The sequence below is a fragment of the Stenotrophomonas sp. CFBP8980 genome (assembly GCF_034046095.1).
GTDB classification, from domain to species: domain Bacteria; phylum Pseudomonadota; class Gammaproteobacteria; order Xanthomonadales; family Xanthomonadaceae; genus Stenotrophomonas; species Stenotrophomonas lacuserhaii.
Genome location: NZ_JAXCXF010000003.1, coordinates 318862 through 341992, shown reverse-complemented (window position 1 = coordinate 341992; position 23131 = coordinate 318862). Strand labels below are relative to the sequence as shown.

The window sequence follows — 23131 nt, the reverse complement described above, 5'->3', positions numbered from 1 at the left end:
CGCGCCATGTCGCCTGCAGGCCTTGTCAATACCGCGCGGATCGGCGCTGATCGCCCCTCGCTACGCGCTTTTCCTTGCCCCGGCCCCTGCCCTGCTCTAGGCTTCCCGTTTTTCGCGGTGCCGTCAGGGGATTCAACATGGTCGAAGGTTTGGGCAGGATCGGCTTCGGCCTGTTTGGTCTGGCGGTGCTCATCGGCATTACCTGGCTGTTCTCCAACAACAAACGCGCGGTGGACTGGAAGCTGGTCGCGACCGGCCTGCTGCTGCAGATCGCATTTGCCGCCGTGGTGCTGCTGGTACCGGGTGGCCGCGACGTGTTCGATGCGCTCGGCCATGGCTTCGTGAAGGTGCTGAGCTTCGTCAACGAAGGCTCCGGCTTCATCTTCGGCTCGCTGATGAACGTGGAGAGCTACGGCTTCATCTTCGCCTTCCAGGTGTTGCCGACCATCATCTTCTTCTCCGCGCTGATGGGCGTGCTGTACCACCTCAACGTGATGCAGGCGATCGTGCGCGTGATGGCGCTGGCGATCACCAAGGTGATGCGCGTGTCCGGTGCGGAAACCACCAGCGTCTGCGCCAGTGTGTTCATCGGCCAGACCGAAGCCCCGCTGACGGTACGCCCCTACATTTCGCGGATGACCGAATCGGAGCTGCTGACGATGATGATTGGCGGCATGGCCCACATCGCCGGTGGCGTGCTGGCGGCCTACGTCGGCATGCTCGGCGGCGGCGATCCGGAATCCCAGGCCTTCTATGCCAAGCACCTGCTGGCCGCCAGCATCATGGCCGCGCCGGCAACGCTGGTGGTGGCCAAGCTGCTGATCCCGGAAACCGGCACCCCGCTGACCCGTGGCACGGTGAAGATGGAAGTGGAGAAGACCTCCAGCAACATCATCGACGCCGCCGCCGGTGGCGCTGCGGATGGCCTGCGGCTGGCACTGAACATCGGTGCGATGCTGCTGGCCTTCATCGCGCTGATCGCGCTGCTGAATGCCCCGTTGACCTGGCTGGGTGATGTCACCGGCCTGGCCGCGGCGATCGGTCGCCCGACCAACCTGTCCACCATCTTCGGCTATCTGCTGGCCCCGATCGCCTGGGTGATCGGCACCCCGTGGGCCGATGCCAGCACGGTCGGCTCGCTGATCGGCCAGAAGGTGGTGATCAACGAGTTCGTCGCCTACAGCGAACTGTCGCGCATCATCAACGGCCAGGTCCCGGGCGTTACCTTGTCCGAAGAAGGCCGCCTGATCGCCACCTATGCGCTGTGCGGCTTCGCCAACTTCAGCTCCATCGCGATCCAGATCGGCGGCATCGGGGGCCTGGCCCCGGAACGACGCCAGGATCTGGCCCGGTTCGGCCTGCGCGCCGTGCTGGGCGGTACCATTGCTACTTTCATGACCGCCACGATCGCCGGCGTCCTGACCCACTTTGGTTGATACCCTCGGGTACCACCGCGCTTCACTGAGAACCGTTTTCCTATGAGCAGCAACGTCGTCGTCGTCGGTTCCTTCAATGTCGATCATGTGTGGCGGTGCGAAGCACTGCCCGCCCCCGGCGCGACCATCGCCGGGCGTTACAGCACCGGCCCGGGCGGCAAGGGCTTCAACCAGGCCGTGGCCGCACGCCGCGCCGGTGCGCAGACCACCTTCGTCTGCGCGCTGGGCGACGATGCCGGCGGTGCCATGGCCCGCGGTCTGGCAGCCCAGGATGGCTTCACCCTGAGCGCAGAGGCGAGCACCGAACCGACCGGCACCGGTGGCATCTATGTCGATGCACGCGGCCGCAACACCATCGTCATCGGGCCGGGCGCCAATGCCGCGCTGAGCATCGGCTTCGTGCAGCAGCAGCAGGCGCTGCTGGCCGGCGCCAAGGTGGTGCTGGTGCAGCTGGAATCGCCGGTGGAAACCATCGAAGCCGCGCTGGCGGTGGCACGCGAGGCCGGTGTCACCACCGTGCTCAACGCGGCCCCGGCCGATGCGCCGTCCAGCATCGGCCTGCTCAAGCTGGCCGATGTCATCACCCCCAATGAAACCGAGTTCGCCGCGCTGCTCAGCCGCCATGTCGGCGAGCGCGTGGACCCGAACGACGTCGCTGCACTGGACGGTGCCAGCCTGCACGCGCTGTGCCGCAAGCTGGTCGGCAGCGGCACCGTGGTGGTGACCCTCGGTGCGGTAGGCGTGTTCGTGTCGCACGATGAAGACACCCTGCGCGGTGACAGCCAGCCGTACTACCGGGTGGGCGCCGAACAGGTGCATGCCATCGATACCACCGGTGCCGGTGATGCCTTCAACGGTGCGCTGGTGGCCTCCATCGCGCACGCGCCGGATGCCCCGTTCGCGCGCCACGTGCGCTTCGCCAACCAGTTCGCCGGCCGTTCCACCGAAAAGGAAGGCGCCGCCGCGGCGATGCCCCACTTCACCCCGGACGACCAGCCGGCGTAAGGCACCGGTAGTGACGGCCGCTGGCCGTCATGCCGTCGCCGCGCCCTTGGTGGGTGACGACCGTTGCCCCTGGTGGGTGACGACCGTTGGTCGTCACGCTGTTGTTCTTGCCGCTGCGCTCGCCGAGCATGGCTCGGCGCTACCACCCGGTCGCGGCTGCTCTTGCCGTTGGTGGGTGACGACCGTTGCCCCTGGTGGGTGACGACCGTTGCCCCTGGTGGGTGACGACCGTTGCCCTTGGTGGGTGACGACCGTTGGTCGTCACGCTGTTGCTCTTGCTGTTGCTCTTGCCGCTGCGCTCGCCCAGCATGGCTCGGCGCGCTACCCCCGACCGGACACGGACACCCAGCCGCCCACCATGCCCCCGCGCCTGGGGGCGGCGGAAGCAACCGTCAAGCATCTGCTGATGCCGGTGTGGCATGAGCCCCATCCGGATAGGCCTGAACCGGGGGCTGCCGGCAGCGGCCCGGCGTGCGCTGCCGCACTACAATGGCCGCATGCAGATCGGCCCTTATTCCATTGCCCCCAACGTCGTGCTGGCGCCCATGGCCGGCGTCACCGACAAGCCGTTCCGGCTGCTGTGCAAGCGCCTGGGCGCAGGGCTGGCTGCCTCGGAGATGACCATCTCCGATCCGCGCTTCTGGACCACCCGCAAGTCCCTCCACCGGATGGACCACGACGGCGAGCCCGACCCGATCAGCGTGCAGATCGCCGGCACCGAACCGCAACAGCTGGCCGAGGCGGCGCGCTACAACGTCGACCACGGCGCGCAGATCATCGACATCAACATGGGCTGCCCGGCCAAGAAGGTGTGCAACGCCTGGGCCGGCTCGGCGCTGATGCGCGATGAAAACCTGGTGGCGCGCATCCTTGCCGCGGTGGTCAACGCCGTCGACGTGCCGGTGACGCTGAAGATCCGCACCGGTTGGGACTGCGACCACCGCAACGGCCCGCGCATCGCCCACATCGCTGAAGACAGCGGCATCGCCGCGTTGGCCGTGCACGGCCGCACCCGTGACCAGCACTACACTGGCCAGGCCGAGTACCAGACCATCGCCGCGATCAAGGCGGCGCTGAGGATCCCGGTGATCGCAAACGGCGACATCGATTCGCCGCGCAAGGCCGCCCACGTGCTCGCCGTCACCGGCGTGGATGCGGTGATGATTGGCCGCGCCGCGCAGGGGCGTCCCTGGATCTTCCGCGAGGTGGCGCACTACCTGTCCACCGGCGAGGAGCTGCCGCCGCCGACCCTGACCGAGGTGCGCGACATCCTGCTCGGCCACCTGCAGGCACTGCACGCGTTCTACGGGGAACCGCAGGGCGTGCGCATCGCGCGCAAGCACCTGGGCTGGTATGCCAAGGATCGCCCGGAAAACGCGGCGTTCCGCGCCGTGGTGAACCGGGCCGAGGACCCGGCCAGCCAGATCGCGCTGACCACGGACTACTTTGATCGCTTGATTGCGGACACCCGAGAAACAGCTTCCGTAGATTGACCCCTTCGCCGGGCACTGGCCCGGCGCTACCCGGATATCCCCATGACGCCGCCGATTTCCTCGCCTACCTACCTGCACGGCTTTTCCAGCACCGAACAGGAGCGCCTGATGATCCAGGCCCGTCTGCTGGAGCCGACTATCTTCGGCCACATCGATTACACCGGCGTGCGCCGCCTGCTGGAAGTGGGTAGTGGCGTGGGCGCGCAGACCGAGATCCTGCTGCGCCGTTTCCCGGAGCTGCACGTGACCGGCGTGGACCTGAGCGAAGCCCAGCTGTCCACCGCACGCGCCAACCTGGAAAAAACGCCGTGGTGCAGCGATCGCTATGTGCTGCAGCACGCCGATGCCGGTGAACTGCCGTTCGGCGCGCGCGCCTTCGATGGCGCCTTCCTGTGCTGGGTGCTGGAACACGTGCCCTCGCCGGCCCGCGTGCTGAGCGAAGTGCGCCGGGTGCTGTCACCCGGCTCGCCGGTGTACATCACCGAAGTGATGAACGCCTCGTTCCTGCTGGACCCGTACTCGCCGCACATCTGGCGCTACTGGATGGCCTTCAATGACTTCCAGCACGACAACGGCGGCGACCCGTTCGTCGGTGCCAAGCTGGGCAACCTGCTGCTCGCCGGCGGCTTCCGCGACGTGCAGACCGACATCAAGACCATCCACCTGGACAATCGCGAGCCGTCACGTCGCAAGACGATGATCGCCTTCTGGGAGCAGGTGCTGCTGTCGGCCGCCGAACAGCTGCTGCAGGCCGGTACCGTGGACGAAGAGACCGTGGACGGCATGCGCCGCGAGTTCCGCCTGGTGCAGAACGATCCGAACGCGGTGTTTTTCTTCTCCTTCGTGCAGGCCCGCGCGACGGTGTATTGATGCGCAATCCTGGTAGCGCCGAAGGCAGCGGCAGGAGCCGCTGCCAACGTCGCCTGCGACGGCCCGCAGGGTGCCGGTCAGGACGACCGGCATAGCCATGCTCGGCGCCACCCACCACAGCGGCGCTACCGCGCGGGCTCGTGCCAGATCCGGTCCCACATCAGTCCCAATCGACGGCTGATGTCGGCGCGCGCTTCGGGGCTGCTGTAATCGCCACGCAACTGCTCCGGCACGATGCCCTGCCACCGCCCTTCGCGCTCGGCCGCCACCGCGAAATTGAACGTGTAATCCGGTTCCAGACCCATCCGCAGGTCGCTCAGCACCAGCCGGCCATCCACCACCTGCGCGCGCATGAAGCCACGATTGAACCATTCCAGCCGCTGCACGGCCGGAATGTCCGCAGCCTGGCGCAGTGCCTGCACATTGGACGGGAATCCTTCGAACTGCATTTCACCTTTGTCTGCCACCAGCGACCGATCAGCCACCACGTAGCCGCTGGGGGTCATCGCCACCACCCGCCACAACAGCGTGTTGAACGGCATGGGCACCGAAAACCGCGGCGCATCGCCCAGGCCCATCGCGGCCAGGCTGCGCTGCGCGGCGCGGTCCACCTGCGCCTTGGCCAGCAGGCTCCATCCCAGGTAACCACTGCTGACCACCAGGGCGACCGCCAGCGCCTTGCCGGCCCAAGGCCGGCTGCGCCCGAACCAGGCCAGCACGCAGCCCAGCAGCAACCACACGGTGTACAGCGGATCGATGATGAAGATGTTCGAGCCCATCACCGGCGAAGGCCGCAGCGGCCACCACAGCTGGGTGCCGTACACGGTCATTGCGTCCAGCAGCGGGTGGGTGACCAGCGCCAGCTGCATGGCCCAGAACCAGCGCAGCGGAGACTGCGCCACCCGGCCATTGCCGAAGCGCTTGAACAGCCACCAGACCAGCGCGGCGACCCACGGCAGCACCAGCAGCGAATGGCTGAAACTGCGATGTTCGGTCATCACCGCCACCGGGTCGGCGGCCCTGAAGCCGAGCCACAGCGCGTCCAAGTCGGGCAGCGTGCCTAGCGCGGCACCGGCCAGCAGGGCGGCGCGGCGATGGCCGACCGGGGCAATGGCGGCGGCTACGGCGCCACCGAGTACGATCTGGGTAAGGGAGTCCATCGACCGATGCTAGCAGCCCCGCGTTGCGGATGGTCTGGTGCCGCTGCGCTGGCTGCGCGTGGCGCGGCGCCACCACGGTCCGGTCATGGTTCCCGGCTACCCTCACCCCGGGCACGCGACCTTAACCACCGGCAACCTGTCGCAGTCCACAATGCACGTGCGACGCGCGCCGTGTATCATTCGCGCCCATCTTTCCATCCGAATTAAAGGATATAACGCCTGATGTCCAGCTACCTGTTCACTTCCGAATCGGTCTCCGAAGGCCATCCGGACAAGATCGCCGACCAGATTTCCGATGCGGTCCTGGACGCGATCCTGGCCAAGGACCAGCGCGCCCGCGTGGCCTGCGAGACCATGGTCAAGACCGGCGTGGCCATCGTGGCCGGCGAGATCACCACCAGCGCGTGGATCGACCTGGAAGCCCTGACCCGCCAGGTGATCCTGGATATCGGCTACAACAGCTCCGACGTCGGCTTCGACGGCGCCACCTGCGGCGTGCTGAACCTGATCGGCAAGCAGTCCCCGCACATCGCCCAGGGCGTTGACCGCAAGAAGCCCGAAGAAATGGGCGCTGGCGACCAGGGCCTGATGTTCGGCTACGCCACCAACGAGACCGACAGCTACATGCCGGCGGCGATCCACCTGTCGCACCGCCTGGTCGAGCAGCAGGCCAAGATCCGCAAGAAGAAGAACTCGCCGCTGTCCTGGCTGCGCCCGGACGCCAAGAGCCAGGTCACCCTGCGCTATGAAGACGGCCAGGTATCGGCCATCGACGCCATCGTGCTGTCCACCCAGCATGCCCCGGGCATCAAGCAGAAGGACCTGATCGAAGCGGTCCGCGAAGAGATCATCAAGCCGGTGCTGCCGGCCAAGTGGCTGCACAAGGGCACCAAGTTCCACATCAACCCGACCGGCAAGTTCGAGATCGGCGGCCCGGTGGGCGACTGCGGCCTGACCGGCCGCAAGATCATCGTCGACACCTACGGCGGCTGGGCCCGTCACGGTGGCGGTGCGTTCTCCGGCAAGGATCCGTCCAAGGTCGACCGTTCGGCGGCTTATGCGGCCCGCTACGTCGCCAAGAACGTCGTGGCAGCCGGCCTGGCTGACCGTTGCGAAGTGCAGGTCTCCTACGCCATCGGCGTGGCCGAGCCGACCTCGATCTCGGTCACCACCTTCGGCACCGGCAGGATTCCGGACGAGCAGATCGAAAAGCTGATCCGCAAGCACTTCGACCTGCGCCCGTACGGCATCATCAAGATGCTCGACCTGATCCACCCGATGTACCAGCAGACCGCGGCCTACGGCCACTTCGGCCGCAAGCCGAAGGATTTCAGCTACCTCGATGGCAACGGCGACACCGTCAATGCCACCGCCTTCTCCTGGGAGAAGACCGATCGCGCCGCCGCCCTGCGCGCGGATGCGAAGCTGAAGTAAGCAGAACGAAGGGCCGCGAAAGCGGCCCTTTTTTTTGGTAGCGCCGAGCCATGCTCGGCGGGTCGCATCACCGTTCGTTGGTGCCGGCGGCACCTCGCCGAGCATGGCTGGGCGCTACCCGTTGCGTCATCGCCCCATGCGAAGATGGCGGCATGTCGACCGAACTGAAATCCCACCAGCTCACCATGACCGTGTTGATGACACCGGACATGGCCAATTTCTCCGGCAAGGTCCACGGCGGCGCCGTACTGCGCCTGCTCGACCAGGTGGCCTACGCCTGTGCCAGCCGCTATGCCGGGCGCTATGTGGTCACCCTGTCGGTGGACCAGGTGATGTTCCGCCAGCCGATCTCGGTGGGCGAGCTGGTCACGTTCCTGGCCTCGGTGAACTACACCGGTACTTCGTCGATGGAAATCGGCGTCAAGGTGGTGGCCGAGGACATCCTGGAGCGCAGCGTGCGCCATGCCAACAGCTGCTTCTTCACCATGGTGGCGGTGGACGATGAAGGCCGGCCCACGGCCGTGCCAGCGCTGCAGCCCACCTCTTCCGATGAAAAGCGCCGGCACGCCGCCGCCCTGCTGCGGCGCCAGCTGCGGCAGGAGATGGAGCAGCGTCATCGGGAACTGCTGGCCTCCAATCCGCCTGCGCCGGAGGCCTGACGGTAGCGCCGAAGGCAGCGGCAGGAGCCGCTGCCAACGTCGCTTGCGACGGCCCGCAGGGTGCCGGTCAGGACGACCGGCATAGCCATGCTCGGCGAGCGCGCAGCGCGGCCTGTGTCAGACCTCGCCGTGCCGGAAAGATTCCGCCGAGCATGGCTCGGCGCTACCGTACGTCAGCCGGTGTTCTGTACGCCCTGCGAGACCCCGTTGACGCAGGCCACCAGCGCGCGCAGCAGGTCCTCGTCTTCGCCGCCGCTGGCGCGCCAGCGCTGCAGCAGGTCCACCTGCAGCACGCTGATCGGGTCCACGTAGGGATTGCGCAGGCGGATCGACAGCGCCAGCCGCTGGTCGTGTTCCAGCAACGAGGACTGGCCGGTCAGTTCCAGCACCCAGCGCTCGGTCAGCGCCCACTCGTCTTCCACCTTCGGGAAGAAGCTGCCGTGCAGCTCGCCGGACAGCCGCGAGAACTGTTCGGCGATGGTGATGTCACCCTTGGACAACACCATCGCGATGTCATCCAGGAAGGTCCGGAAGAACGGCCAGTCCCGCGCCATCTGCCGCAGAGTGTCCTCATGTCCGGCATCCACCGCAGCCTGCAGGCCGCTGCCTACGCCATACCAGCCCGGGATCACCGCGCGCGCCTGGCTCCAGGCGAACACCCAGGGAATGGCGCGCAGGTTGGTCAGCGCTGCGTCCTGGCCCAGCCGGCGTGAGGGACGCGAACCCAATGTCATCCGCTCGATGACGTCGATCGGCGTCGCGGTGCGGAAGTAATCCATGAAGCGCGGCTGGCCGACGAAGGCACGGTAGGCATTGCTGCTGGCATCGGCCACCACATCCATTACTGGCCGCCATGCCTCCTCGCGCGGTTCAGGCGCGCGCGGACGCAGGCTGGAACGCAGCACCGCGCCGGTGGCCTGTTCCAGCGAGCGCACCGCCAGCGCGCGGATGCCGTACTTGCGGTGGATCACTTCGCCCTGCTCGGTGACCCGCAGGCGACCGTCGATGCTGCCACGCGGCGATGCATCCACGGCGTGGGTGGTCTTGCCACCGCCACGGCTGATCGACCCACCACGGCCATGGAAGAAAGTCAGCGCGATGCCGCTTTCAGCGGCCACCTCCAGCAGTTCCACCTGGGCCCGCTGCAGTCCCCAGCGCGAGGCGGCGATGCCCCCGTCCTTGCTGCTGTCCGAGTACCCCAGCATCACCATCTGCACGTCGTTGCGCGCGTGCAGGTGCGCGCGGTATACCGGATCGGCCAGCAGGTCGCGCAGGGTCGCGGTGCCGTGCTTCAGGTCGTCCACGGTTTCAAACAATGGCGCGATATCCAGCGGCACGCCGCCGGCTTCATCCACCAGTCCGCCACGCCGCGCCAACGCCAGCACCGCCAGCACGTCGCCGCGGTCATGCGCCATCGAAATGATGTAGCTGCCCAGTGCATCGGCACCGTGCCGACGGCGCGCATCGGCCAGCGCGGAGAACACCGCGTCCAGCCGCTGGTTGCCCTCCTCGTCCGCCTGCGGCAGTGCCTGTTCGCCACTGGCGTAGGGGCCCAGCAAGGCCGCGCGTGCGCTCGCATCGCGGGCCTCCCATGCGGCCTCGCCATCCAGCGCGGTGGCCAGCGCACGTGCGTGCACGCTGGATTCCTGGCGCACGTCCAGCCGTGCCAGGTGGAAGCCGAAGGTCTTCACCCGCCACAGCAGGCGTTGCACCGCAAAGCCACCGGCGTGCTCGCCGCGGTTGGCGCGCAGGCTGTCGAAGATCAGCTGCAGGTCCTCGATCAGTTCACCCGGCCCGGCATAGGCACCGTGGCCGTCATCCAGCGTGGCCTGCAGCCGCGCGCGCATGCGGTCGTTCAACAGCCGGTACGGCATGTCGCCATGGCGCGGGCGCGACTGCACGTCCGGCAGCCGCTGCTGGTAGTCCGCCAGCCGCGCCTGCAGCGCATCGCTGACGCCCACCCGTTCGGTGGATTGGCTGAGCAGGCTGGCCAGCTGCAGCAGTTCCTTCTGGTACTGCGCCAGCACCGCGCGGCGCTGTGCATCCAGGGTGTTGCGGATGGTGCCGGCGTCCACGTTCGGGTTGCCGTCCATGTCCCCGCCCACCCACGTGCCGAAGCGCAGCAACCGCGGCAGGGGCAGGCCTTCGCCGAAGGTATCCGCCAGCGCCTGCTGCAGCGATTCGTACAACACCGGCATCACCCGGTACAGCACCTGCACCAGGTAGAAGCCGACGTGTTCGCGCTCGTCATCCACGGTGGGCCGCACCGGCGACGAATCGGTGGTCTGCCAGGAAGCAGTAAGCGCCATGCGGAAGCGCGCATCGTCGGCGGCCGCTTCGCCGGGCGTGCGCTGGCCATCCAGGTTGTCCACCAGGCTGGCCACCATCAGCTGCTCTTTTTCCAGCAGCGCGCGGCGCACCGCTTCGGTGGGATGGGCGGTGAACACCGGTTCGATATCGATGCGCGGCAACCAGTCCTGCAGTTCCTGCAGGGTCACGCCTTGAGCCTTGAGCTGCTGCAGGGCATCCTGCAGGCCATCCGGCTGCGGGGTGTGCGTACCCGCGCGCTGGTAGTCGCGGCGGCGGCGGATGCGGTGCACGCGCTCGGCGATGTTGACCACCTGGAAGTAGGTGCTGAACGCGCGGACCATGGCTTCGGCCTGCTGCGGCGAGCGGCCGGCCAGCCCATCGGCCAGGTCGGACAGGGGCGATTCGTTCTCGCGCCGTGCGATGGCGCGCGTGCGCACGCTTTCCACATCGTCGAAGAAGGCTTCCGATACCTGCTCGACCAGCAGGTCGCCGACCAGTGCGCCGAGGCGGCGCACGTCGTCTCGTAGGGGAATATCGGGGTTGGCGAACATGATGCTGCTGCGGAACTCGTTCATCGGCGACGCACGAACCTCAAGCAAGGATCCCTCGCCAAGCCTAGCGCAGTTCGATTGACCACCGGCGGTTGGTTTCAGTAGTGACGGACACGCAGCGTAGTGACGGCCGCTGGCCGTCAGCCTTGCCCTGGTGGGTGACCACCGTTGGTCGTCACGCGGTTGCCGTTGCCGCTTCGCTCGCCGAGCATGGCTCGGCGCTACCCTTTTCGCCGGGCATGGCTATGCCAGTCGTCCTGGCCGGCACCCTGCGGGCCGTCGCAAGCGACGTTGGCAGCGGCTCCTGCCGCCGCCTTCGGCGCTATCCGCTACCGGCCGATGCGTTCGCCCTTGCCGATGGTCTGTTCCAGCCAGCGCTCGCTCTCGGCCAGCATCGTCATGATCGATTCGCGCGCGCGGTAGGCGTGCGATTCGTTGGGCAGCATCACCAACCGCGACGTCCCGCCCAGGCCCTTCACTGCCGCGAACATGCGCTCGCTCTGCATCGGGAAGGTGCCGGAGTTGTTGTCATCCACGCCATGGATGAACAGGATCGGATCCTTGATGTTGCCGGCGTAATTGAATGGCGACATCTTCAGATAAGTGTCCTGCGCCTGCCAGTAGTTGCGCTCTTCGGCCTGGAAACCAAACGGCGTCAGCGTGCGGTTGTAAGCGCCGCTGCGCGCGATGCCGGCCTTGAACAGGCGGCTGTGCGCCAGCAGGTTGGCGGTCATGAACGCACCATAGGAGTGCCCGCCGATGGCGATGTGGTCGCGATCGGTGACACCACGCCGCACCACCTCATCCACCGCCGCCTGCGCATTGGACACCAGCTGTTCCAGGTAGGTGTCGTTGGGTTCCTTGTCGCCCTCGCCGATGATCGGCATCGTCGGGCTGGCCAGCACCGCATAGCCCTTGGCCAGGAACGCTTGCGGACCCCAGTAACTGACCGCAGTGAACAGGTACGGCGAGCCGGTGACCTGGCTGGCCGCCGCCGCACTCTTGTACTCGCCCGGGTAGGCCCACATCAGCAGCGGGCGCGGTCCATCGCGCTTGGGGTCATAGCCGGGCGGCAGCAGCAGGGTCGCGGTCAGGTCCACGCCGTCCTTGCGCTTGTAACGGATCTGCTCCTTGCTCACGCCACGCAGTTGCGGCAGCGGATGGGCAAACGCGGTCAGCGCGCGTGGGCTGGCCGCCGCATCGCCAAGTGGCTGCACGAAGTAGTTGGCCGGCTGCTCCGGGCTTTCGCGGGTGAACAGCAGCGAGGAAGCATCCGCGCCCAACAGCGCGATCGGCACCGAATAGGTGGGCGCCTGCGAATGGAACAGCCGCGTGGTCTTGCCGGTCGCCAGCTCGTAGCGGTCAAGGAACGGGCGGTCGCCTTCCGGCGATGCACCGGCGCCGTAGAAGTAGATGCTGTTGCCGTCGGCACTGGTCTGCAGCAGTGCGCGACCGTTGTCATCGCGCAGCGTGCCCGGCTTGCCCGGATCGCTGTAACGGTCCTGCGCATCGCGGTCGAACAGCAGCTTCGGATCGGTCGCCGCCTCATCCGGGGCAATCAACCAGGTCTTGGTGCGGCGGGTCTTCCACCACGACTCGTTGAGGAGGGCCAGGTCGCCGCGTGCCCAGGTGATGCCGGCATAGCGGCTGGCAAGCTGGGCCAGCGTCACCGGCGGCTTGTCGAACGGTGCGGCCTGCATCAGCACCGCATCGCGGATGCTGGCCTGCCGGTTCGGGTCTCCGCCGTCCTGGGCTTCTGCCCACACCAGGGTGGCCGGTGCATCGGCACGCCAGCTGATGTCACGCACGCCGGTCACTTCGGCATCGTTGCCGGTCGGCAGGCCTTCCACCAGCGGCCGCGTGGCCACGGTGTGCACCAGCTTGCCGGCGCGGTCGAGCACTTCGATGCGGCGCGGGAAACTGCTCACCGGCACCACATACGAATACGGCCGATGCACGCGCTGGCTGAGCAGGTAGCCACCGTCCGGTGACAGGCTCAGGCCGAGGTACACGCCGGCCGTGCCGACTGCGCGAGACTTGCCGTCCAGGCCGATTTCGGTGGGCTGGCTGTTGGCGTAGTAATCGAACAGGCGCGCGTCAGCCTCGTTCTTCAGCAGGTCCTGGTAGGTGCGGATGGACACCACGCCGCTGCCTTCGCTGGTCTGCTGGACGGCCGGGCCGGTTGGCGCCACGTCGCGCGACGGCGGGCTGCCGGCGTCGGCAAGGCGGCTCATCACCAGCAGGCCGCGGCTGTCGGGCAACCATTGGTAGCCATCACCGAGCACGGTGTTCAGCTCACCGCGCAGCCGCCGTGCGCTGGCGCTGGCGACGTCCACCAGCCACAACTCGTTGGCACCGCTGGCCGGATCAACCTGGTTGAAGGCCAGCCATTTCTGGTCCGGCGACCAGGCCAGGCTGGCCACCGACAGCGCCGGGGGCAGGCCGGTGATCTGCCGTTCCCTGCCATCGGCGATGCCCATCAGCCACAGCTTGGCACCGTAGCTGAAACGGCTGTCGGAGAACGTGCGCGGGTTGATCCGGCGGCCGGCCAGCTTCAGCTCCGGCTGCGCGACGACCTCGATGGACGGCAACGGCGGCATCTGCAGCATGGCGGCCAGATCGCGCTGAGGGGACAGGAACAGGCCCGGCGCGCGTGGTTGGTCCACCACCGCCTGCAGCGCGGCCGAAGGCAGCTCATAGCCCGTGGCGCCGGTGGCGGCCGCAGCGGTCGGCGCGGCGGCCCACACGGCCGGCGTCATCGCCAGCAGGACCATCGACAGCACCACTCCGTTCCAACGCCCCGTGCGGCGCGCGCGCTTGCTCATGGCCATCCTTTTGATGCGAGTGAATACCCGACCTTAACAGCCGCCGCCCTGTTCACCCCCTGCCGATGGTTGGGGCCCCCCCGGGCCGCGATATAATGGCCGCCTTCCCCTGCCGAGGGGCGCTGCGACCGGACAACCCGGCCAGGCTCGGAGGGTGGCAATGTAAAACGGCGCCCGGCTAGATACGAGCACCCGCTCGTCCACAACCGGAGCAATGAATGAACGCTGTTGCCAAGACCTTCTCCACCGAAGGTGATTACAAGATCGCCGATATCTCACTGGCCGACTGGGGCCGCAAGGAACTGGACATCGCCGAGCACGAGATGCCGGGCCTGATGTCGATCCGCCGCAAGCACCAGGCCGACCTGCCGCTGAAGGGCGTGCGCGTGACCGGCTCGCTGCACATGACGATCCAGACCGCGGTGCTGATCGAAACGCTGAAAGACATCGGCGCCGACGTGCGCTGGGCCTCGTGCAACATCTTCTCCACCCAGGATCATGCCGCCGCGGCGATCGCCGCCTCCGGTACGCCAGTGTTCGCCTGGAAGGGCGAGACGCTGGAAGAATACTGGGACTGCACGCTGGACGCGCTGACCTTCACCCTGGCCGACGGCACCCTGACCGGTCCGGAGCTGGTCGTCGACGATGGCGGCGACGTCACCCTGCTGATCCACAAGGGCTACGAGCTGGAAAACGGCAGCACCTGGGTCGACGAGCCGGCGGCTTCGCACGAAGAGCAGGTCATCAAGAACCTGCTCAAGCGCGTGGCCAGCGAGCGTCCGGGTTACTGGGGCCGCGTGGTCAAGGACTGGAAGGGCGTTTCCGAAGAGACCACCACCGGCGTGCACCGCCTGTACCAGCTGGCCCAGGCCGGCACCCTGCTGATCCCGGCGATCAACGTCAATGACTCGGTCACCAAGAGCAAGTTCGACAACCTGTACGGCTGCCGCGAATCGCTGGCCGATGGCCTGAAGCGCGCGATGGACGTGATGCTGGCCGGCAAGGTCGCCGTGGTCTGCGGCTACGGTGACGTCGGCAAGGGCTGCGCCGCATCGCTGCGTGCCTACGGCGCGCGCGTGGTGGTCACCGAGATCGACCCGATCTGCGCCCTGCAGGCGGCGATGGAAGGCTTCGAGGTCAACACCATCGAATCCACCCTGGGCCGTGGCGACATCTACGTCACCACCACCGGCAACAAGGACATCATCCGCATCGAACACCTGAGCGCGATGAAGGACCAGGCCATCGTCTGCAACATCGGCCACTTCGACAACGAGATCCAGGTCGATGCGCTGAACGCACTGGCCGGCGTGCAGAAGATCAACATCAAGCCGCAGGTCGACAAGTACGTGTTCGACAACGGCAATGCGATCTTCCTGCTGGCCGACGGCCGCCTGGTGAACCTGGGCTGCGCCACCGGCCACCCGAGCTTTGTGATGTCCAACTCGTTCGCCAACCAGACCCTGGCGCAGATCGACCTGTGGGCGAACAAGGACAGCTACGAGAAGAAGGTCTACCTGCTGCCGAAGAAGCTGGACGAGGAAGTGGCTCGCCTGCACCTGGAAAAGATCGGCGTGAAGCTGACCACCCTGAGCCAGGAACAGGCTGATTACATCGGCGTGCCGGTGGAAGGTCCGTTCAAGCCGGAGCATTACCGCTACTGATCCGCGGGTAACATCGCAGATCGTCTGGACGGGCGCCTTCGGGCGCCCGTTCTTGTTTGATGCCCGGTAGTACCGGGTGCTGGCCGGCAATGCCGGTTTGTCGAGTCCATGGCCCGGATCAAGCCACGCCCTTCAACAGCGCGCTACGATGCCGGCATGACTCCGGCCATCAACCTGCTCCAACGTGAGAACGTCGCCCACACCGTGCGCAGCTACGTGCACGACGCGCAGGCCGATTCCTACGGCGGCGAAGCCGTGCAGAAGCTTGGTTTACACCCAGAGCAGGTGTTCAAGACCCTGCTCGCCAGCACCGAAACCCAGGAGCTGCTGGTGGCCATCGTGCCAGTGGCCGGGCAGTTGGACCTGAAGGCGCTGGCCGATGCAGCAGGCTGCCGCAGGTGCGCCATGGCGCCAGTGGATGCGGCGCAGCGCGCGACCGGCTATCTGGTCGGTGGCATCAGCCCGTTGGGGCAGAAGAAGAAACTGCGTACCTTCATCGATGCCAGCGCGCAGGCGCTGCAGACGCTGCACGTCAGTGCGGGGCGACGGGGCTTGGAGGTGGAGCTTGCGCCGACCGATCTGGCGCGGCTGACCGGCGCGGTGTTCGCCACGATCCGGCGTTGACATGAAATGGGTCGTGAAAGGGGTCAGATTCCTTTTGCGCAGCAAAAGGAATCTGACCCCGCGTCCCCGCCTCGTGTCCCGCCCGTGACCCTTACCCCCGCCAGTTGGCGTTGGCTTCCCAGAACGCCATCGCGCGCGCGTAGGCCTCGCGGTCCAGCGGCACGCCGGAGCCGCCCTCCTCCACGCCCAGCGCGTTGCGCATCATGGTGATCGGTGCCATCGGCACTTCTTCGGGTTCGGCGGTGTAGATGCAGCCGACGATGCCCCAATCGGCGGTGATGTGCGTCCCCTCCTTCGCCAGCTGCTCGGCGCTGTACAGGATCACCACCAGATAATTGGCCACTGGGGATTCCACGCCTTCGAACCAGCGCACCAGCACCGGCAGTTCGTCGCGGTTGCGCGCTTCGTAGCCGCTGCGCAGCTGGTGTTGGTTGGCCACGGTGATCGGCACGGTCAGGCAGCGGGTGCTGGTCCAGTTCTCATACACGTGCAGTTTGCAGAACGGGGCGTAGCCATCCAGTACCTTGAACGGTGCGTGCGTGTTGAGGTGCTGCACGAACTGTTCGGCCGAACAATCCTGGATGGTGTTGGCGCGCGGGGTACGCGGAAACAGACGGGGACGGGCGAATTCGGTTAGTACGATGGACATGGCAGGCACGGCAGGAAGTCTGCCCCAAGGGTACAGGGCGCATCGCGGCCGGGCACCCTGTGGTTACCTCATGACCACCCGCACCCGCATCTCTACCCCCAGCGCACGCAGCGTGCCCACCACGGTGGCGAAGGCCAGCGTGCGCCGGCCCGCCAACTGGCGGTGCAGCACCTCGCACGGCAGCCCGCAGACCCGGGCAACGCGCCGCAGGTCGGCGCCATCGATGAGGGTGAGCAGGGCTTCGGCCAGGATCGGCGCATCACCGCCGCTTTCGACCAGGCAGCCGTCCACGTGCCGGGCGACCTCGCGCGGGGTGCGCAGCACGCCAGCACCGCTGCCCCATGCCGGTTCATCGCGTGGATGCGGCACGCCGTAACACTGCAGCATGCGTTCCAGCTTGTGGATCACTTCCGGCGGCAGATCATGCAGACCCTCGCCGATCAGCGAGTGCAGGCGGGCGGCGTGGCGTGGGTGGGATGGCATCGGGGAAGCTCGCAGGCCGTTGAGGCCGCCTGCGCCGGGGCGCAAGGCGGCGGACGATGCGGGTTGGCATACCAGGACCTGACGAAAAACCGGCGGATGAAATCCCCACGCATCGCCCGCCAGAGAGCTGGCGTGCTGATGCATTCTCCCCGCCGTGCCCAAGGGGCAAGACAGAGCCAATTTCGATAGGTTTGCAGGATGCCAATCCCGGCCGGTGCTTCTACGTCACCGACCCGGACATCCTGCGCAGCCAGCCCCGTCCGGGTTCATCAGAAAAGCTGCAATCGACACCGCCGCTACCGCTTCAGAGCGCCATCCGCTCGCGCAGTTCGCGCGCCTGTCGGCGTGAGACTTCCGCGCGCGCCCCATCGGCAAGGATCAGCTCGTAACCGTCAGCGATGGTCGGCTCCACCGCGCGCACCATCCGCAGGTTGACCAGCGTGTTGCGGTTGGCGCGGAAGAACAACGCCGTCGGCAGCCGCGCTTCCAGCGCGCTCAGGCTGCGCGTCAGCAGTGCGTTCTGGTCGCGGAACCACAGGCGCGCGTAGTTGCCGTCTACCACGATGCGGCTGATCTCGGCCACCGCCACGAACCAGCAGCGTTCCCCATCGCGCAGGAACACCTGGTCCTGCGGGCACAGCAGCGCACGTTCGCCAAGCGCTGCGTCATCGGGCACGCGCCGTTCCAGCGCGCGTTGCAGTGCCTGCTGCAGGCGCGGCGCTTCCACCGGTTTGACCAGATAATCCAGTGCGTTGGCCTGGAACGCCTGTACCGCGTAGGCATCGTAGGCGGTGACGAAAACCACCAGCGGCACCCCTTCCAGCCCATCGAGTACATCGAAGCCGCTGCCGGAAGGCATCTGCACATCCAGCAGCACCACGTCTGGGCGCAGGCGGGCGATGGCCTCGCGCGCGGCCGGTACGTCATCGGCCTCGCCGACACAGCTCACCCACGGCAACGCAGACAGCAAGGTGCGCAGTTCCTGCCGTGCCAGGCGCGCGTCATCCACTATCAGGACCCGCAACGGCGCAGTCATTGCGGCACCTCCAGCACGGCCCGCATGCGGTCCCCTTCGCGCCGCAGTTCAAAGCGGCCGCTGGTGCCGTCCAGTTGGGCGCGCAGGTAGGCAAGGCCAACGCCATGGCCGGCGGTATCGGCGGCGACGCCCAGTGGATTCTCCACGCTGATATGCAGCACGCCGTCCTGCTGCCGTGCGGCGATGCGCAGTTCGCCACCGGACGGGGTCACCGCGATGCCATGCTTGATCGCGTTTTCCACCAGCAGCTGCAGCGCCATGGCCGGCAGCAGCGCGCCGCCGTACGCGCTTATGTCCTTGACCACGCACAGACGCTGTTCGTAGTGAATCGCTTCGATGGCGAGATAGTCATCGACCACGGCCAGCTCCTCATCCAGTGTCACCCGGCCGGCGCCGCCGTGTTCCAGCGCGTGGCGCAGGGTGCGCGACAATCGGGTCACCATTTCCCGTGCGCGTTCCGGGTCTTCGTGGATCAACGCGCGCAGGTTGTTCAGGGCGTTGAAAACGAAATGCGGATTGAGTCGGGCCCGCAGGGCATCACGCTCCAGTGCGCTGTGCGCGGCTTCGGCGCGCAACTGCGCCAGCTGGGCCAGGCGTGCACGCCGCAAGCTGTGCAGCCCGGCCCATACACCCGTCCACAAGGCCAGCACGATGACTGTGTTGAGCCAGTATCCGAGCGCCGATGCGAGGCTGTAATCGGGAGTGCCCGTAGGCAGTCGCACCCATGCGTTGCGCAGTGAAGCCAGCAGCACGGCGGCAATCAGCGCCTGCGCGAGCAGGGCGCCGAACACAACGCTGGCGGCCAGCTTGGACAGCAGCAACGGCGCTGGATCGTCCCACCAGTGCGCAGTGAGCGCACGCCAGCGGAGCACGCTGCTGATCGCCCACAACGCCACCGCCAGCGTCACCCCTATCAGCATGCCGCCACTGCTGGCGCCGCCAAACTGGGCCATCAGGAACACGTTGAGCAGCGCGTAGGCGGCCCAGGCGATGGTATTGAGCAACCAGAAGCGCAGCGGGGAATTCGGTTCGTGCATGGGCTAGCCTGGGCGGGTCATGCGTGGCGGGCTGGCGCCACGCATCAAGGCGCCTCGTCAGTCCGTGGTCTTCAGGAAGCTGCGGATCTGCCCGTACAGCCACTGCGGATCATCCCACATCAGGAAGTGGAAACCCTCCGCACTCATCTCGATCCGCACGCCTGGCAGCTTGGCGTACTGTGCCGCGAAGATGCCACGGGTGGACGCTTGGGTGGCCCCCATCGGCCGATATGCTGCCCAGCTTCCCAGCACCAGGGTCGGCGCGCGGATGCCCGCCACCGCGTCGCGCAGGTCGTTCACCAGCATCGAATGCATCGCCGCCGCCGTGGTGGCACGGTCACTTTCGCGGGCCCAGCGCACCAGCACCGGCATGTGGCCCTGGTCATGCAGCATGCCCTTCAATGCCGCCTCGGCCTGGGCCTGGTAAGCGGCCGGTTCGGCCGCCAACATGCCCGCCCGCAGATGGTCGGCCATCGGCTTGACGCTTGCTGCGGTGGTCTGCGGATTCTGGATGGCCGCATAGAACGGCAGCGAATCGACGATGACCAGCGGCCCCACCGCGTCGGGCGCGGCGATCGCCATCTGCAACGCCAGCACGCCTCCCAGGCTGTGGCCGATGACGGCCGGCTGCTGCAGCTTCTGCGCTTTGGCGTAAGCCAGCAGTTCGTCACGCATGGCCGGCAGGAAATCCTCCGGTAGCGGGTCGGCTGCGGCCGCACCGGCAAAACCGGGCAGCTGCACCAGGTGGCACTGCACCTGCGGCTGCAGGGCCGCGCAGGTCGCACGCCAGATTTCCGCGCCACTGTTGAGGCCGGGGATCATCAGTACCGGCTTGCCGCTGCCGACCACCTCGACCTGCACCTGGCCGGGCTTTCCGGTAGTGGCCGCCTGGCTGGTGCCGACGCAGGCCAGCAGGGCCAGCAGTCCGTTCATGGCCAGCAGCGTGACGCGTCTGGCGCGGTTCCGGGAGAGAGAGCGCTTCATCTGTTGAACTCCAGTCATTGCAGGGAAGCACAGCGTGCCGTGGCAGGGCGCCGCGCGGCACGAAGAATGACCAACGGCCGCAGGCGCACGGCAAGCGGCCGACCCACAGGATGGCCGAATGGGTTGCATATCCATCGCGATGAAGCGATATACTTACAGCGAGCCCGCCGCCGCCATCGCCATGACCTCTCTCAGCTTCGAGTTCTACCCGCCCAAGACCGATGAGCAGCGCAGCCAGCTGGACCGTACCGCCGCCAAGCTGCGCAGCTTCAGGCCGGAGTACGTGTCATGCACGTTCGGCGCCGGCGGCTCCACGCTCAGCTATACCTCCGAGACGGTGCGCCACCTCAAGCAGCACCACCGGTTCGAGGCCGCACCGCATCTTTCCTGCGTCGGCGGCAGCCGCCAGGAAATCCGCGAGCTGCTCAAGCTGTACCGCGCCATCGGCTGCAGCCGCATCGTCGCCCTGCGCGGCGACCTGCCTTCGGGCATGGGCCATCCCGGTGACCTGCGCTACGCCGCCGAGCTGATCGATTTCATCCGTGCCGAGCACGGCAACGCATTCCGCATCGAGGTCGGCGCGTATCCGGAAACCCACCCGCAGGCCAGCGACGCGCTGGCCGACCTGAAGCATTTCAAGGCCAAGGTGGACGCCGGCGCCGATGCGGCGATCACCCAGTATTTCTACAACGCCGACGCCTACTTCCATTTCGTCGATGCGGTACGCGCGCTCGGCGTCAGCGTGCCGATCGTGCCGGGCATCATGCCGATCTCCAACTTCAGCCAGCTGCGCCGTTTTTCCGAACAGTGCGGCGCGGAGATCCCGCGCTGGATCGGGCGCAAGATGCAGGCCTACGGTGATGACAGCGAATCGATCCGCGCGTTCGGCGCGGAGGTGGTGGCGCAGCTATGCCAGCGATTGGTGGAAGGTGGCGCACCCGGCCTGCATTTCTACACGTTGAACCTGGCCAAGCCGACCACCTCGGTGTTGAAACTGCTGCGCAGCTGACGCGGTTTCATCGCGTGGGCGGGCGCTGGGCGCTACCCTGCAGGCAATGAGAATCCTTGCCTGCCTGCCGTTGCTCCTGCTGCTGTCCGCCCCGCCTGCGCCGGCCCACGCGCAGCAGGCGCAACGCCTGAACCGCTGCACCGATGCCGGCGGACAAAGTGTCTACACTGATCGCCCCTGCGAAAGCCTCGGTGCCCGTTCGCGGCTGCCGGAACCCACTGCTGCGGCGGCCGGCAACACCCAGCAGCGCAACACGCTCGGGGCCAGCTGCCCACGTCGGCTGAGTGAACTGGTGGGCGCGCTGCGCGGCGCGATGGCGGCGAACGACGTCAACCGTCTTTCCACGTTGTATCTGTGGGGGTCGGTATCCGACGCCGGTGCCCAGCGCATCCTGGGCCAGCTGGAGTCCATCGCGCGGCGCCCGTTGGTGGATATCGTCCCGGTTTACCCGCAGACGCAGGAACCGCTGCTGCCCGCGGCGGATGGCACGGCGGAGGCCGCGGAAGATCGACCCAATCCGATCGCGCTGCGGTTGGAACAGGTGCTCCCAGGCACCGCCACGCCGGCGCGCAGCGTGCTGGGGCTGCGCCGGCAATACGGGTGCTTCTGGATCACGCTGTAGCCGCTGCGTCGCCGCGCTCGGCGGCTCTCCGTTCCGGGTTCGCGACGCCGGACGCAGGCCGCGCTGCGCGCTCGCTGTAGCGCCGAGCCATGCTCGGCGGCGTTCCGTTCCGGGTTCGCGATGCCGGACGCAGGCCGCGCTGCGCGCTCGCCGAGCATGGCTATGCCGGTCGTCCTGACCGGCACCCTGCGGGCCGTCGCAAGCGACGTTGGCGGCGGCTCCTGCCGCCGCCTTCGGCGCTACCGGTCGGTCGCACGGTTGGTCGGTCGATCGGTCAGCCGGTCAGGCGGGCCACAGGCCACGGATGGCGGCGACGCCCTGCGCGCCGTGGCGGCGGGCGGTGACGATGTCATCGGCACCCAGTCCGCCCAGCGCATAGATCGGCAGGGCCACCTGCGCGCGCAGGGCGGCGAAGCGCTCCCAGCCCATCGGCTCGGCACCGGGATGGCTGTCCGTGGCCTGCACCGGCCCCAGCACCACGAAGTCACAGCCCAGTTGCTGTGCAGCCTGCAGTTGCGCCAGATCATGGCATGAGGCCGCCACCAGTTGGTCGGCTGGCAGCGGACGTTCGCGCAGCGTGGCCAGTTGCTCGGCGCCCAGGTGCACGCCGACACCCAGCGTGCGCGCCAGTTCGATATCGCGGTTGAGCAGCCACTGCCCGGCACGGCGATGGCCGCGTACCACTGCTTCGCACAGCGCCACGCGCCGCAGATGGTCGGGCGGCAGGCGCAGCTGAATGCGCTGGTGCCCGTCCGCCAGGGCACGCCGCAGCTGCTCGCTCCAGCGCTGCTGGTCGGCATCGTCGTCGGCCGGCGGCGGCGTGATCAGGTAGCGGTCGGGCTGGCGCAGCGCGGCCACCACCGGCAGGTCGGCCGGCGGCATGGAATAGCGTCCCAGTTTTTCCGGCGCCACCCAGGTGATCGCCTGGCCTTCGCGGCCGCGCGGGCTGCCCTTCCAACTGCGGATATGCCGCACCTCCAGCACCAGGTCCTTGTCGGGGTAGCACTGCGGCACGTCCATCAGCCAATCGCCGACGTCCGCCTCGATGCCGAGTTCTTCCTGCAGTTCGCGGGCCAGCGCCTGTTCGGAGCTTTCACCGGGTTCGCGCTTGCCGCCTGGGAATTCCCACAGGCCGGCCAGATCGCTGTGTTCCGTGCGACGGTTGAGCAGCACGCGGCCGCGCGCATCGGTGATGACGCCAGCCACCACATGGATGGATCGTTTGGGGGAGGACATGGAGGCAGCATGCCGAATACAGCGAAGGTGACGCAAGCTGCATG

The 23131-nt window shown here is 67.4% G+C and carries 19 protein-coding genes and 1 riboswitch; of the genes, 10 read left to right on the top strand and 9 right to left on the bottom strand.

Annotated elements, in window-relative coordinates; all coding sequences use genetic code 11:
- The first annotated feature begins 137 nt into the window (after positions 1 to 137).
- The 4 genes from SOM47_RS09920 (at position 138) to SOM47_RS09905 (ending at position 4804) form a co-directional block, all read left to right on the top strand.
- On the top strand, positions 138 to 1436 hold the full coding sequence (locus SOM47_RS09920) for a NupC/NupG family nucleoside CNT transporter (protein ID WP_042615331.1): 1299 nt from the start codon (positions 138 to 140) through the stop codon (positions 1434 to 1436).
- Positions 1437 to 1478: 42 nt separating this feature from the next.
- Positions 1479 to 2441: a ribokinase gene (locus SOM47_RS09915; RefSeq protein WP_042615330.1), complete on the top strand. Its 963-nt coding sequence runs from the start codon at positions 1479 to 1481 to the stop codon at positions 2439 to 2441.
- Positions 2442 to 2938: 497 nt separating this feature from the next.
- A complete protein-coding gene (gene dusB / locus SOM47_RS09910) occupies positions 2939 to 3934 on the top strand; it encodes a tRNA dihydrouridine synthase DusB (RefSeq protein ID WP_320505461.1) in 996 nt (331 codons plus the stop codon).
- Between the two features lie 42 nt (positions 3935 to 3976).
- Positions 3977 to 4804, top strand: coding sequence for a methyltransferase domain-containing protein (locus tag SOM47_RS09905; protein ID WP_320505460.1), 828 nt, complete (start codon positions 3977 to 3979; stop codon positions 4802 to 4804).
- Between the two features lie 125 nt (positions 4805 to 4929).
- On the opposite strand, the gene SOM47_RS09900 is transcribed toward SOM47_RS09905, so the two are convergent.
- Complete coding sequence (locus SOM47_RS09900; protein WP_320505459.1) at positions 4930 to 5964, bottom strand: metal-dependent hydrolase; 1035 nt, start codon at positions 5962 to 5964, stop codon at positions 4930 to 4932.
- A 222-nt stretch (positions 5965 to 6186) separates the two neighbouring features.
- On the opposite strand from SOM47_RS09900, the gene metK reads away from it, so the two are divergent.
- Together metK and SOM47_RS09890 are read left to right on the top strand one after the other, a co-directional pair.
- Positions 6187 to 7398 (top strand): methionine adenosyltransferase, encoded by a 1212-nt coding sequence (gene metK, locus SOM47_RS09895; RefSeq protein WP_042615327.1) that lies wholly within the window; start codon positions 6187 to 6189, stop codon positions 7396 to 7398.
- 152 nt (positions 7399 to 7550) lie between these two features.
- The gene (locus SOM47_RS09890) at positions 7551 to 8057 is read left to right on the top strand and encodes an acyl-CoA thioesterase (protein WP_042615326.1); all 507 of its coding nucleotides are present in this window, start codon (positions 7551 to 7553) and stop codon (positions 8055 to 8057) included.
- Positions 8058 to 8230: 173 nt separating this feature from the next.
- On the opposite strand, the gene ppc is transcribed toward SOM47_RS09890, so the two are convergent.
- The gene (gene ppc, locus SOM47_RS09885; RefSeq protein ID WP_320505458.1) at positions 8231 to 10942 is read right to left on the bottom strand and encodes a phosphoenolpyruvate carboxylase; all 2712 of its coding nucleotides are present in this window, start codon (positions 10940 to 10942) and stop codon (positions 8231 to 8233) included.
- 305 nt (positions 10943 to 11247) lie between these two features.
- Positions 11248 to 13743 (bottom strand): S9 family peptidase, encoded by a 2496-nt coding sequence (locus SOM47_RS09880; protein ID WP_320505457.1) that lies wholly within the window; start codon positions 13741 to 13743, stop codon positions 11248 to 11250.
- A gap of 108 nt (positions 13744 to 13851) precedes the next feature.
- Positions 13852 to 13926: riboswitch (S-adenosyl-L-homocysteine riboswitch) on the top strand.
- Positions 13927 to 13961: 35 nt separating this feature from the next.
- Between SOM47_RS09880 and ahcY the strand changes: the two genes are divergently transcribed.
- Positions 13962 to 15407, top strand: a complete 1446-nt coding sequence (gene ahcY, locus SOM47_RS09875) for an adenosylhomocysteinase (RefSeq protein ID WP_042613665.1) — start codon at positions 13962 to 13964, stop codon at positions 15405 to 15407.
- Between the two features lie 156 nt (positions 15408 to 15563).
- Positions 15564 to 16031 carry a Cys-tRNA(Pro) deacylase gene (ybaK, locus tag SOM47_RS09870; RefSeq protein ID WP_320505456.1) on the top strand — a complete coding sequence of 156 codons (468 nt, stop codon included), beginning with the start codon at positions 15564 to 15566 and terminating at the stop codon, positions 16029 to 16031.
- A 91-nt stretch (positions 16032 to 16122) separates the two neighbouring features.
- Here the strand turns inward: ybaK and SOM47_RS09865 are convergent, their stop codons facing one another.
- The 5 genes from SOM47_RS09865 to SOM47_RS09845 all read right to left on the bottom strand — a co-directional run bounded on the left by SOM47_RS09865 (position 16123) and on the right by SOM47_RS09845 (position 20169).
- Positions 16123 to 16680, bottom strand: coding sequence for a DUF3228 family protein (locus tag SOM47_RS09865; protein ID WP_320505455.1), 558 nt, complete (start codon positions 16678 to 16680; stop codon positions 16123 to 16125).
- 63 nt (positions 16681 to 16743) lie between these two features.
- Positions 16744 to 17163, bottom strand: coding sequence for a helix-turn-helix domain-containing protein (locus tag SOM47_RS09860; protein ID WP_192084393.1), 420 nt, complete (start codon positions 17161 to 17163; stop codon positions 16744 to 16746).
- A gap of 304 nt (positions 17164 to 17467) precedes the next feature.
- A complete protein-coding gene (locus tag SOM47_RS09855; RefSeq protein ID WP_320505454.1) occupies positions 17468 to 18199 on the bottom strand; it encodes a LytR/AlgR family response regulator transcription factor in 732 nt (243 codons plus the stop codon).
- Entirely contained in the window at positions 18196 to 19236 is a 1041-nt protein-coding gene (locus SOM47_RS09850; RefSeq protein WP_320505453.1) for a sensor histidine kinase, read from the bottom strand. Before SOM47_RS09850 ends, SOM47_RS09855 begins: the two co-directional genes overlap by 4 nt.
- 57 nt (positions 19237 to 19293) lie before the next feature.
- Positions 19294 to 20169 carry an alpha/beta fold hydrolase gene (locus tag SOM47_RS09845; protein ID WP_320505452.1) on the bottom strand — a complete coding sequence of 292 codons (876 nt, stop codon included), beginning with the start codon at positions 20167 to 20169 and terminating at the stop codon, positions 19294 to 19296.
- A gap of 232 nt (positions 20170 to 20401) precedes the next feature.
- On the opposite strand from SOM47_RS09845, the gene metF reads away from it, so the two are divergent.
- Entirely contained in the window at positions 20402 to 21229 is an 828-nt protein-coding gene (metF, locus tag SOM47_RS09840; RefSeq protein WP_320505478.1) for a methylenetetrahydrofolate reductase [NAD(P)H], read from the top strand.
- A 46-nt stretch (positions 21230 to 21275) separates the two neighbouring features.
- Positions 21276 to 21851: a DUF4124 domain-containing protein gene (locus SOM47_RS09835; RefSeq protein ID WP_320505451.1), complete on the top strand. Its 576-nt coding sequence runs from the start codon at positions 21276 to 21278 to the stop codon at positions 21849 to 21851.
- A gap of 282 nt (positions 21852 to 22133) precedes the next feature.
- On the opposite strand, the gene SOM47_RS09830 is transcribed toward SOM47_RS09835, so the two are convergent.
- Positions 22134 to 23087: a Nudix family hydrolase gene (locus tag SOM47_RS09830; protein WP_042613659.1), complete on the bottom strand. Its 954-nt coding sequence runs from the start codon at positions 23085 to 23087 to the stop codon at positions 22134 to 22136.
- Positions 23088 to 23131: the final 44 nt, after the last annotated feature.